Below are 12,664 nucleotides of genomic sequence, written 5' to 3' on the forward strand. Positions count from 1 at the left end.
CCGCGTCCCTGGGCGCCCTCGCCTGTGGCGTCGCCATCCTTACCGCCCCCGCCGCCCTGGCCACCATCGCCACCGCCGTCGGCCTGCGCGCCGCCTTCCTCCTCACCGTGCCCCTGATCGCCGTCCTCGTCGCCCTACACCCACGAGCGGCACGCTCACCCGGTCCCGTCAGCAGCACATCTCGCCTGCGGGGCAGCGCCGGCAATACCACGCAGGATGAAGGCGATGAGCAGGTCGATGCTCTTGGCCTGCAGCAGTTGCACGTGCGCGACCATGACCTCGCGATCCGGGGCGAGCAGCGCGCGTAGCCGCGCGGCGATTGCCTGGTCCACCATCGACGCCTGGTCCAGATAGCCCCGGGCCTGCCCCGACATCTCCGCAGCGTGCTGATCGACCAGAATCCTGGAGAACCCGCTGACAGCCTGCAGCGGTGTCCGAAGGTCACGAGACACGCTGTAGGAGAAGGCCTCCAGCTCGTTGTTTGCCGCCCGTAGCTCGTCGTTGGCCGTTCGCAGCTCGGCGGCTGAGCGGGCGCGTTCGACCGCTACCCGGTCCAGCTGGTCCGCGAGGGTGTTGATCGACCTCCCCGCCTCCTGCGTCTCCTGCGGCCGCGCGGGAGTGACGCGGGTATTCAGCCGTCCCAGGGCCAACGACCGCACCGCGGCGGTGACGTTCTGCAGCGGGCAGACCAGGCATCGGGTCGTGATCACCGTGGTCCGGGTACCCACCGCCAGACCGATCGCCAGCAGGCCGCCGATCACCCTGATCGTCACGGCCAGGGTCCGGTTGAGCGCGTCGGTTTTGTCGTGACGCAGCTGGTCAAGGGTGATGCCGAGCGAGGCGTTCGTCGCCCGGAACGCGTCGAACAGATGCTTACCTGCCTCCGGGGGAGGGGCGACACCGGTGATCGCGGGGTGGGCGTAGTCGTCCAGCCACGACGAGGCGGCGGCCCGCTCGGCTGCCAGTTGGCCGCGTACCGTCGCATCCCCACCGACATCTCTTGCGATCCTCGCGAACGCCGTCGACGGTCTCGACCGATGACAGTCCGGGCCCAGATCTGTCTGGGCTGCTGCGGGTACGGGGTCCGGGTCACCGTCTACGCCAGGGTTCTCGGACGCCCGCAGAGGTTCATCTGGCATTGCCCGTGGTGCGCCGGCACCGGCCGCACCCTCTGCACCGCCGGTCAGCGTGGGTGCAGGGTTCGTTCCAGGCTGTCGAGAAGGGTGCGGGCGGTGAACGGCTTCTGGAGGTGGGCGACGCCGGGCGGCGAGCCGGCCACGGACTTCTCGGCGTCGGCGGCGTAGCCCGACATCAGCATGACCGGCAGCTCGGGGCGGGCCCGACGGAACTGTTCGATGAGCTGGTAGCCCGTCATGCCGGGCATGATCGCGTCGGTGAGCAGGGCGTCGATCCGCGTCGTCCCGGGACCGAACCGGTCGAGGGCCTCGGCCGGGGAACCCGCCTCGTGGACGTGGTAGCCGGACCGCACGAGGATGCGCGTGGTGACGGCGCGCACGGCCGCGTCGTCCTCGACGACGAGGATCGTCTTCCCCTGCCCGCGGGTGGCATCGTTCCGGGTGGCATCGTTCTGGGCGGCATCGTCCCGGGCGGCATCGACGGGAGCGGACCCGGTCCTCGCCGTGGCGGGCAGCAGGATCCGGATGGTCGTCCCCTTCCCGACCTCGGACTCGATGTCGACCTCGCCGCCGGCCGTCTTGACCGCCCCGTAGACGGTGGCGAGGCCGAGTCCCGTCCCCTCACCGGGTCCCTTGGTGGTGAAGAAGGGTTCGATGGCGCGACGGACCACCTCAGGGCTCATGCCGCACCCGGTGTCGGCGACCGCCAGGCACGCCCAGCCGCGCTTCGGGCGTTCTTCCGGCGACGGCCGCCCGTGCGCGGCCGGGCGGTCCGCGGGAGACGGGCCGCCGTCCCGGTCCAGGTTCGCCGTGCTGAGGGTGAGGCGGCCGCCGCCGGGCATGGCCGCACGGGAGTTGACGACCAGGTTCATCACCACCTGTTGGATCTTGCTCGGGTCGATCGTGACGGGGTGGAGATCGGGGTCGAGGAGGGTGACGATCTCGATGTCCTCGCCGATGGTGCGCCGCAGCAGGTTCCGCGTCCCCTCGACCACCGCGTTGAGGTCGAGGGTCTCCGGCTTTGACGACTCCTGCCGGCTGAAGGTGAGCAGTTGGCGGGTCAGTCCGGCGGCCTGGTCGGCGGCACGGCTGATCTCGTCCATGTCGGCCCGGCACGGGTCGTCGTCGGGAAGGGTGTCGAGGACGATCTCCGCATAGCCGGTGATCACGCCGAGCAGGTTGTTGAAGTCGTGCGCCACGCCGCCCGCGAGCCGGCCGAGGGACTCCAGCCGCTCGGTCTGATCCAGCTGGCGCCGCAGCCGCTCCCGTTCCTCGTCGGCATGGACCTGCTCGGTCACGTCACGCAGGATGCCCTGCACCGCTACGAGGTGGCCCTGGTCGTCGTGGACGCCGACCACGCGCTGCTCCGTCCAGACCTCGCCGCCCTCTCGCGGGTGCCACCGGACCCGCAGCGGTTCGGGGTTCGCCGTGCGCCACGAGCCCTCGATGGTGGGCCGGTCCGCCTCGTCGACCAGCGAGAACAGGGTGTCGGGGCGGCCGCACAGGTCCTCGGGCGGGTAGCCGATGATCATCTTGATCGCCGGGCTGACGTACTCGACCTCGGCCCGCGGGCACAGCCGGCAGCGGAAGAGGACGTCCGTCGCCTGCTCGGCGAGCAGCCGGAACCGCTCCTCGCTGCGCCGTAGGGCGGCCTCGGCCTGCCGTCGTCTCCGCCGGCCGTCGGCCTCCCGCAGTTCGCGCTGCACCGCGGGGACGAGTCGGCTCATGCGATCCTTGAGCAGGAAGTCGTGCGCGCCGGCCCGCATGAGGGCCGCCGCCGTCTCCTCGCCGACCTGGCCGGAGACGACGATGAACGGGATGTCGAGGCCGCTGGCGCGCAGCTGCGTCAGGGCCGCCTCGGCGCCGAACGCCGGCATGTGGTAGTCGCAGATCACCAGGTCCGGAGGCCGGGTACGGAGAACCGACGCGGCCGCCTCGGAGTCCTCCACCCGATCGTAGGTCACCTCGAAACCGCCGCGTTGCAGTCGTTCGATGACGAGCACGGCATCGTCGTCGCTGTCCTCGATCATGAGGACGTGAATACGTGGCATCATGCGCACCTGTCCCGCCGTCACCTGTCCCGCCGCCGCTCAGCCGGCCACCACCTACATAGCCGGCCGCCGCTCAGCCGACCGCCGCTTCACCCTTCCGCGGCGGGTGAGGCATCGGCATCGGCATCGCTTTGGGTGTTCTGGGCGCTCTGGGCGGACTGCCGGTTGAGCAGTAGCCAGTACATTCCCGCCGTCCGCACCGCCTCGGTGAACTGGTCGAAGTCGACCGGTTTGACGATGTAGCTGTTGACTCCGAGGTCGTAGCTGGCCACGATGTCCCGTTCCTCGTGGGAGGAGGTCAGCATCACCACCGGCACGGTCCGAAGTGTCGGGTCACCCTTCAGCCGTTGCAGGACCTCCAGGCCGTCGACCTTCGGCAGCTTGAGATCGAGCAGAACGACCTTCGGATCCCTGTCCGGCGACCGGTCGGCGTAGGGGCCGGTACGGAAGAGGAAGGCGAGCGCCTCGGCTCCGTCCCGGAGAACCTCGATCGAAGCCATGATATTCTTTGTGTGCAGTGCGTGCAGGGTAAGTTCGATATCGTCGGGATCATCCTCCACCAGTAGAATATTCGGTCTTTCGGTGTTCACGCCGATACCTCCTCGCTCAGAGTGAAGAAGAAGGTCGCGCCTTTCCCCTGCGCCGCCTCCGCCCAGATCCGCCCGCCATGGCGGGCGATGACGCGCTGGCACAGCGCGAGACCGACACCCGTTCCCTCGAACTGTTCCGAGCGGTGCAGCCGCTGGAACACCCCGAACAGCTTGTCCGCGTACCGCGGATCGAAACCGGCCCCGTTGTCGGCGACGTAGAAGACCACCCGCCCGTCCTCGTGGCGGCTGCCGATCTCGATGCGGGCGGGGTCACGGCCCCGGGTGAACTTGACCGCGTTCGACAGCAGGTTGGCGTAGACCACCTTGAGCAACGCCGGGTCGGCCATCTCACGGGGAAGATCCCCGACGGTGATCCGCACCGGGCGGCCGGCGCGGTCGCCCTCCTGCTCCGCCAGCACCGCGGACACGATCGTCGCCGGGTCCACCTCCCGCTTACTCATGGGCTGCCTGCCCAGGCGGGAGAAGGCGAGCAGGTCGTCGATCAACGCGCCCATCCGGTCGGAGCTGCGTTGCACCCGGCCGAGATAGCCGCGGGCCTGCTCGGGCATGTCCTCGGCGTACTCGTCCATCAGGATCCGGGAGAAACCGCTCATCGACCGCAGTGGCGCCCGCAGGTCGTGGGAGACGCTGTAGGTGAAACTGCCGAGCTCGTCGATGGCCTCGTGCATCCGCTTGTTGGCCTCGAGGAGGCGCGTGTTCGCCTCCGCCAACCGGGTGTTCGTCCCCGCCAACCGCTCGTTGGCCGCGGCCAGATTGGCGGAGACGCACAGTCGTTCGGCATCGGCATGATCCAGCCGCCGGCAGATCCCGACGGTGACCGCCAGCAGCATGACCACGGTATAGGAGACCACTGCGGCAACCCGGAACGCGACGCCGTAGAGCCCGAGCCGCCACAGCACCACCGCGATCGTCCCGACGACGACCGGGACGATGACCGTGGCCGGCAGCAACCGGCGGGCGACGCCCCCGCCGGCCCCGGCGCTGGCCAGGATCGCCAGCGGGGTATGACCCAACCGTGCCAGCATTGCCCCGACCGACAGCACCAGCGTGATGACCGCCGCCGGGACGGCGACCCTTGTGTAACCGGAGGTGAAATCGACCCCGTACAGATAGCTCAGCAGCACCGTGAGGGAGATGAACCCCGCGGCGCAGACCAGGACCTGGGCCACGTACCTTCCTTGCCACCGGCGGGTATCGAACAGCAGCAGGGCGAGCGACAACAGCGCCAGAATGGCCGCGCCGAAAGGCACGATCCGCCCCGGGTGAGACTGCGAGGTTGTGGCCTGGTCGGTGAAGAGAAGTTCGTCTATGCCGAAATTCCGATCCACGGCCGACTCGGCAAGGGACAGTCCGGAGATCGCCAGTGCGAGGGCGGCGGCCACCTGTCCCGCCGCCCGGACGGCGGCTCGCCGCCGGCCGAGCCGGCTCCACAGCGAGAACCCGAGCAGAAGGCCGCAGACGGCCCCGTTTGGTTTCATCGACGGCCAGCCGAGTCTGATGCTCGTGAGCGCGCGGTTGTCCAGGGCCCAGCCGAGCAGCACGACCGCGGCCATCACGATCGCGGACACGGCGGCCCAGGAGGCGACGGTCTCGAGCCGCGACGCGTGCGCACCGTCGCCGGCGGGCCAGACCGGTGTCCCACTGCCCGCACCCACCCGCACCGGCTCGGCCGGTCCGCGACCCTCTGGGCTCATGGCTCTCCTAGCGCCCGAACACGATCGAAAGATCCGCTCTGCGTGAGGGGACATGACCGTTGCGTGATACCCGCGATCGCCGCCCTCACGCCGTCTCCACCAGCGACCACCTCAGAGCCCCACGAGTGTCTCGGCGACGCCGGCCGGCGTCTCGGGAGCGATCACGAGTGCCTCAAGGCGCGCCGCGGAGGGCGGTCGGGTCCAGCAGGAAGAAGCATCGAGGACCGCGGCCCCAAGCAGCCGGTCCGCGTCCTCAGCGAGGAGGGCCCGCCACCTGGGCTGGGTGAGCAATCCGCGGAGCCACCCGCTGTCGAGGCGAGGGCGGGGCTGTGTGCTGAGTAGGTCGTGGCCGGTGGCAAGCAAGCCGGCCAGGCGATCGATGTCGCCGTCAGTCGCTGTCCGAAGAGAAGCAGACACCAGGGTTTCCTCCCGATCCTCACCTAAGCTCGTCAGCAGGTCGTCGATGTAGTACTCGCGGACGACTTCGGTGCGCGGGCGCACCCGGCATGTCCAGCACAATGCCCGCGCGGCTTGTCCGGACGACTGCGCCGCCCGGAACGGGCAAGGCTGCCTGGGTGAACATTGCAAACAGTTGTTCCTAACGAACCTGTTCCTCACGAACCACCCGGCGTAGCCACACTGCGAGCAGCTCGACAGCACCGACGGCGGCGGCCTGACCGGGCCCGCGCCGACGTCGTGTGGCGGGTGGGTGCAAGCGCCTGTCGCCGGCGTACAAGCCCTCGCCGTTTACCGTGCCTACACTTTGGGATCACACTCGATTCGACCGGTGAGGTTCGGCAGCACCGCCCACAGCCCCCTGGAGGCCAGCGATGTTGGTGCCTTTCGGTGCACGTGATTTCCTTGATCGAGCGGTCGCGGTGTACGGCAGGCGTGTCGGTGTCGTGGACGAACCGGACCAGCCCGCCCAGCCGTGGCCGGACCTGACCTACGCCCGCCTGGGTGAGACCGCCCGTGCGCAGGCGGCGGGCCTGGACGCCTTAGGCATGCGCCACGGTGAGCGCGTCGCGATCGTGTCGCACAACAGCGCCCGCCTGCTCGCGTCGTTCTTCGGTGTCAGCGGGTACGGCCGGGTGCTCGTCCCGGTGAACTTCCGTCTCTCGCCGGAGGAGGTCAGCTACATCGTCGAGCACTCCGGCTCCGATGTACTGCTCATCGACCCCGAGCTGGAGGAGAGGCTCTCCGGCGTGACCGCGAGGCAGAAGTTCGTGCTGGGGGCCGAGAGCGACGCCGAATTCTACCGCTTCGACACCGAGCCCACGCCGTGGGAGCCGGACGAGAACGCCACCGCCACGATCAACTACACTAGCGGCACGACCGCGCGGCCCAAGGGCGTGCAGATCACCCACCGCAACATCTGGGTCAACGCGGTCACCTTCGCGCTGCACGCCGGTGTCACCGACCGCGACGTCTACCTGCACACGCTGCCGATGTTCCACGCCAATGGCTGGGGCATGCCGTTCGGCATGACCGGTCTCGGCGTCCAGCAGGTGGTGCTGCGCAAGATCGACGGCCCGGAGATCCTGCGCCGCGTGGAGCAGCACGGCGTCACCGTGATGTGCGCCGCGCCGGCTGTGGTCAACGCCGTGCTCGACGCCGTCCGGGACTGGGACGGCGAGGTCCCTGGCCGCGACCGCGTGCGGGTCATCTGCGCGGGTGCTCCGCCGCCCACCAAAACGATCCAACGGGTCGAGGAGGAGCTCGGCTGGGAGTTCATCCAGATCTACGGCCTCACCGAAACCTCGCCGCTGCTCACGATCAACCGTTCCCGCGTGGAGTGGGACGACCTGCCGCCCGAGGATCGCGCGGGCAAGCTCGTCCGTGCGGGTGCGCCCGCTCTGGGCGTCACGCTCAAGCTCTCGGACTCCGGTGAGGTGCTAGCCCGCTCCAACGTGGTCCTGGCGGGCTACTGGGAGCGGCCGGAGGAGTCGGCCAGGGCCCTGGTGGGCGGCTGGTTCCACACCGGTGACGGCGGCGTGATCGACGACGAGGGCCACCTGACGATCAGTGACCGCAAGAAGGACGTGATCATTACCGGCGGTGAGAACGTCTCGTCGATCGAGGTCGAGGACTGCCTGTTCAGCCACCCGGCGGTGGCCGAGGTCGCGGTGATCGGCGTGCCCGACGAGAAGTGGGGTGAGACGATCAAGGCGCTGGTCGTGCTCGCCGAGGGCCGGACGGCGACCGAGACGGAGCTGATCAAGCACTGCAAGGAGCGGCTCGCCGGCTACAAGGCACCCACCTCGGTGGAGTTCCGCGACCAGCTTGCCCGCACCGCCACCGGCAAGCTGCAGAAGTTCAAGCTGCGCGCCCCGTACTGGGAGGGCCACGAGCGCCAGGTCAACTGATCCGACCGGAAGCGAACCCGGCCATGGGACGAGGGCGGACGGCGCCCGAGGCACCGTGCCGACGGATCCGGTACCTTACCTGTACCTTACATAAGGTGACGAATGTGGCGCACATGGTGAGCGCGAATCGGATGCCCGGCGTGGGGGGCTGTGATAAAACCTAGATGCACAATCCAAGATTATCGGATGGGCTAATATCGGGCTACCGGGCGATTCCTGTGATCGGGCGGTAGCGACCTGTGGAGACCCTTGGTAGGGGGTGCGGGGGCCGCGCTGACGGATGACGAAGCCTCGGTTCCGCGTCGATGTCCCTGTCCGCTGGGTGTTCGTCCGTTCATCGAGATCCGGCCTGTGAGAGATGTGGGGTAGTCATGTCGCTGCGTTCGCGCCGGTCGTGTCTGGCCGTTCCCGGCTCGTCGCCGAAGATGCTGGGCAAGGCCCAGGGGTTGCCGGCCGATCAGGTGTTCTGTGACCTGGAGGACTCGGTGGCTCCCGGCGCGAAGGAGTCAGCGCGGGCGAACGTGGTCGCGGCGTTGAACGAGGGCGCCTGGGCGGGGAAGACCCGGGTGGTGCGGGTCAACGACCTGACCACGCGCTGGACCTACCGCGACGTGATCGAGGTGGTGGAGGGCGCGGGGGCGAACCTGGACTGCGTGATGCTGCCGAAGGTGCAGTCGGCGGAGCAGGTGGCGTGGCTGGACCTGCTGCTCACCCAGATCGAGAAGGTCATGGGGCTCGAGGTGGGCCGGATCGGGATCGAGGCGCAGATCGAGAATGCGCTGGGGCTGTCGAACGTCAAGGAGATCGCGTTCGCGAGCCCGCGGATCGAGACGATCATCTTCGGCCCGGCGGATTTCATGGCGTCGGTGAACATGCCGTCGCTGGTGGTGGGGGCGCTCAGTCCGGACTATCCGGGTGACCCATTTCACTATGTGCTGTTCAAGATTCTCGAGGCCGCGCGCGCCCGCGGGGTGCAGGCGATCGACGGGCCGTTTCTGCAGATCCGTGATGTGGACGGGTTCCGGGCGGTGGCGGGCAGGTCCGCGGCGCTCGGGTTCGACGGCAAGTGGGTGCTGCACCCGGGCCAGATTGAGGCGGCCAACGAGATCTACGCGCCCCGGCAGGCCGACTACGACCATGCCGAGCTGATCCTGGAGGCCTATGCCTGGCACACCTCGGCCGCGGGCGGTCTGACCGGTGCGGTGATGCTCGGCGACGAGATGATCGACGAGGCGAGCCGGAAGATGGCCGAGGTCGTCGCGGGCAAGGGCCGCGCCGCGGGGATGCAGCGTACGGTGAAGTTCGAACCACCGGTCGGCTGAATCCGCCCGAGTCGGGGCGGATCGGCGCGCCCGGCGCGTGGCGCGTGGCGCGTGGCGCGTGGCGCGTGGCGCGTGGCGCGTGGCGCGTGGCGCGTGGCGCGTGGCCATGATGAAACCATCCCGCTGCCTGAGTGCGTTTCTGCTCTCCCCTCAGGCATCGGGGGCAGCGACGGGAGCGGAACATGGGCAGGATCGCGCAGACCGACGGTCTGACCGATGTGCAGCGGGACATCCTTGCGGCGGTACGGACCTTCGTCGACAAGGAGATTCTTCCCCATGCGAACGACCTCGAGCATCGGGATGAGTATCCCGAGGACATCATCGAGGCGATGAAGGAGATGGGCCTGTTCGGCATCACCATCCCGGAGGAGTACGGCGGGCTCGGCGAGTCCCTGCTGACCTACGCGCTCGTCGTGGAGGAGATCGCCCGCGGCTGGATGAGTGTCTCCGGGGTCATCAACACCCACTTCATCGTCGCCTACCTGATCCTCCAGCACGGCTCGGAGGAGCAGAAACGGCGGCTGCTCCCGGTCATGGCCACCGGCGAGCTCCGCGGGGCGTTCTCGATGAGCGAACCGGGCTGCGGTTCCGACGTTTCCGCGATCACCACCCGGGCCGACCGGGACGGCGACGACTACGTGCTCAACGGCCAGAAGATGTGGCTGACGAACGGCGCCCGCGCCGGCGTCGTCGCCACCCTGGTCAAGACCGACGAGGGTGCCCAGTCGGTCTACCGGAACATGACGACGTTTCTCCTGGAGAAGGAACCCGGGTTCCGGACACACGGCGGGATCACCATCCCGGGAAAGCTGGAGAAACTCGGGTACAAGGGGGTCGAGACCACCGAGATGGTGCTGGCCGACCATCGGGTGCCCGCGTCGGCGATCCTCGGCGGCGAGGACGGCCGGGGCCAGGGTTTCTACCAGATGATGGACGGCGTGGAGGTCGGCCGGGTCAACGTCGCCGCGCGGGCCTGCGGGATTATGATCCGGGCGTTTGAGCTGGGCATCGCCTACGCTCAGCAGCGGCGGACGTTTGGTCGGCCTATCGCGGAGCATCAGGCCATCGCGTTCAAGCTCGCCGAGATGGCGACCAAGGTGGAGGCCGGGCATCTGATGATGGTCAGCGCCGCCCGCAGGAAGGACGACGGGCAGCGCAACGACGTCGAGGCAGGGATGGCCAAGTACCTTGCCAGCGAGTACTGCCACGAGGTGACGACCGAGGCTTTCCGGATCCACGGCGGCTACGGCTACTCCAAGGAGTACGAGATCGAGCGCCTGTACCGGGAGGCCCCCTTCATGCTCATCGGAGAGGGGACCTCCGAGGTACAGAAGCGCATCATCAGCCGGGCACTGCTGAAGGAGTACCAGCTTCCGGGCTGAGGGGCTGGTGCGTCCCTGACGAGTTGAGTGTGCCGCGATCAGGCGAGGGAGTTCCAGATGCAGTTTGGGCGTTACTTCGAGGAGTTCGAGGTCGGTGCGGTTTACAAGCACTGGCCGGGCAAGACGGTCACCGAGTACGACGACCATCTCTTCTGCCTGCTCACGATGAACCATCATCCGCTGCACCTGGACTCCCATTTCGCCGAGGAGACCACCCAGTTCAAACGGAACGTCGTCGTCGGGAACTACGTTTACTCCCTGCTGCTGGGAATGTCGGTGGCCGACGTGTCCGGGAAGGCGATCGCCAACCTGGAGGTCGAGTCGCTACGGCACGTGAAGCCGGTGTTCCACGGTGACACGATCTACGGCGAGTCCACCGTCCTCGACAAGGTCGAGTCGAAGAGCAAGGACGACCGCGGGATCGTCACCGTCGAAACCCGCGGTTACAACCAGGACGGCGTCCTCGTCTGCATCTACCGCCGCAAGGTCATGGTGCCCAAGCGGGCCTACGGCGAGGCGCGCGGCGGCGAGCAGCCTGGCCGGCCGGAACCCCGGACGGAAGGCTGAGATGGCGGGCGCGGGCCGAGCGGAGACAAAGCGGGACCGTCCGTGGATCATCCGCACCTATGCCGGGCATTCGAGCCCGGCCGAGAGTAACGCGCTGTATCGGCGCAATCTGGCCAAGGGGCAGACCGGGCTGTCGGTGGCGTTCGATCTGCCCACGCAGACGGGCTACGACCCGGATCACGCCCTTGCCCGTGGCGAGGTGGGCAGGGTAGGGGTGCCGATCGCGCATCTCGGTGACATGCGGCGGTTGTTCGACGGGATTCCGCTGGCGCGGATGAACACGTCGATGACGATCAACGCCACCGCGATGTGGCTGCTGGCATTGTACCAGGTGGTCGCGGAGGAGCAGGGGGCCGATCCGGCGGAGCTGGCTGGGACGACCCAGAACGACATCATCAAGGAGTATCTGTCGCGGGGGACCTATGTCTTCCCGCCGGGCCCGTCGCTGCGCCTGATCACCGACCTGATCGCCTACACGGTGGCCGAGCTGCCCCGCTGGAACCCGATCAACATCTGCAGTTATCACCTGCAGGAGGCCGGGGCCACGCCGGTTCAGGAACTGGCCTATTCGATGTGCACGGCGATCGCGGTGCTCGATGCCGTGGCCGCCGCGCGGGGGATCCCGGTAGGCCGGGCGGAGGCGGGCCGGGCGGAGGCGGGCCGCGGGGAGCTGGAGCGGGCGGACGCGGAGTGGATGGGTGAGGTGTGTGGTCGGATCTCCTTCTTCGTCAACGCCGGGGAGCGTTTCGTGGAGGAGATGTGCAAGATGCGGGCGTTCACGGTGTTGTGGGATGAGTTGCTGACCTCCCGGTACGGGGTTCGGGAGCCGGCGCAGCGCCGGTTCCGGTACGGGGTGCAGGTCAACTCGCTGGGGCTGACCGAGGCCCAGCCGGAAAACAACATCATCCGGATTGTGCTGGAGGCGCTGGGGGTGACGCTGTCGAAGCACGCGCGGTGTCGGGCGTTGCAGCTGCCGGCCTGGAACGAGGCGCTGGGCCTGCCCCGGCCGTGGGATCAGCAGTGGTCGCTGCGCATTCAGCAGATCCTCGCTCATGAGACCGATCTGTTGGAGTATGACGATCTGTTCGCCGGTTCGGTCGTGGTAGAGAAGCGGGTCGGTCAGCTCGTGGCCGCGGCCAGGGCGGAGATCGACCGGGTTCAGGAGATGGGGGGCGCCGTCGCCGCGGTCGAGAGCGGCTATATGAAGTCGCAGCTGGTGACGTCCCAGGCGGCGCGGCGGGCTCGCATCGAGAGCGGTGAGGACGTTGTCGTCGGGGTGAACCGGTTCACCGAGACCGAGCCGAATCCGCTGCTCGTCGATCTTTCCGCCGCGATCCAGACGGTCGATCCGGCGCTGGAGGAGGCGACCCGCGCGGAGCTGGCGGCCTGGCGGGCCGGCCGCGACGACCGGGCGGTGACGGAGGCGCTGCTCGGCCTGCGGGCGGCGGCCGGGACGGACGCGAACCTGGTTCCCGCCACGCTGGCCTGCGCCCGGGCCGGGGTCACGACGGGGGAGTGGGGGGACACGCTGCGGG

At 68.6% G+C, this 12,664-nt stretch carries 10 protein-coding genes; 5 read left to right on the forward strand and 5 right to left on the reverse strand.

The window, feature by feature from the left end:
• Positions 1–155: 155 nt before the first annotated feature.
• From AC08OV_RS14575 to AC08OV_RS14595, 5 genes are all read right to left on the reverse strand, one after another.
• Positions 156–1,139, reverse strand: coding sequence for a HAMP domain-containing protein (locus AC08OV_RS14575; RefSeq protein ID WP_476613942.1), 984 nt, complete (start codon positions 1,137–1,139; stop codon positions 156–158).
• A 44-nt stretch (positions 1,140–1,183) separates the two neighbouring features.
• Positions 1,184–3,187 carry a response regulator gene (locus tag AC08OV_RS14580; RefSeq protein WP_476613943.1) on the reverse strand — a complete coding sequence of 668 codons (2,004 nt, stop codon included), beginning with the start codon at positions 3,185–3,187 and terminating at the stop codon, positions 1,184–1,186.
• A gap of 89 nt (positions 3,188–3,276) precedes the next feature.
• Complete coding sequence (locus tag AC08OV_RS14585; protein WP_476613944.1) at positions 3,277–3,777, reverse strand: response regulator; 501 nt, start codon at positions 3,775–3,777, stop codon at positions 3,277–3,279.
• Positions 3,774–5,492, reverse strand: coding sequence for a sensor histidine kinase (locus tag AC08OV_RS14590; protein WP_476613945.1), 1,719 nt, complete (start codon positions 5,490–5,492; stop codon positions 3,774–3,776). Before AC08OV_RS14590 ends, AC08OV_RS14585 begins: the two co-directional genes overlap by 4 nt.
• Positions 5,493–5,603: 111 nt before the next feature.
• Positions 5,604–5,909 carry a hypothetical protein gene (locus AC08OV_RS14595; RefSeq protein WP_476619782.1) on the reverse strand — a complete coding sequence of 102 codons (306 nt, stop codon included), beginning with the start codon at positions 5,907–5,909 and terminating at the stop codon, positions 5,604–5,606.
• Positions 5,910–6,370: 461 nt separating this feature from the next.
• Between AC08OV_RS14595 and AC08OV_RS14600 the strand changes: the two genes are divergently transcribed.
• The 5 genes from AC08OV_RS14600 to AC08OV_RS14620 form a co-directional block, all read left to right on the forward strand.
• On the forward strand, positions 6,371–7,858 hold the full coding sequence (locus AC08OV_RS14600; protein WP_476619783.1) for an AMP-binding protein: 1,488 nt from the start codon (positions 6,371–6,373) through the stop codon (positions 7,856–7,858).
• Positions 7,859–8,229: 371 nt separating this feature from the next.
• Entirely contained in the window at positions 8,230–9,180 is a 951-nt protein-coding gene (locus tag AC08OV_RS14605) for an HpcH/HpaI aldolase/citrate lyase family protein (protein ID WP_462188323.1), read from the forward strand.
• A 182-nt stretch (positions 9,181–9,362) separates the two neighbouring features.
• Positions 9,363–10,562 (forward strand): acyl-CoA dehydrogenase family protein, encoded by a 1,200-nt coding sequence (locus AC08OV_RS14610; protein WP_476594094.1) that lies wholly within the window; start codon positions 9,363–9,365, stop codon positions 10,560–10,562.
• Positions 10,563–10,619: 57 nt separating this feature from the next.
• On the forward strand, positions 10,620–11,129 hold the full coding sequence (locus AC08OV_RS14615; RefSeq protein WP_011436585.1) for a MaoC family dehydratase: 510 nt from the start codon (positions 10,620–10,622) through the stop codon (positions 11,127–11,129).
• Between the two features lies 1 nt (position 11,130).
• The coding region (locus tag AC08OV_RS14620) for a methylmalonyl-CoA mutase family protein (protein ID WP_476619784.1) at positions 11,131–12,664 on the forward strand (1,534 nt) is incomplete at its 3' end.

It is taken from the genome of Frankia sp. CeTa3Moorea (genome assembly GCF_978021225.1).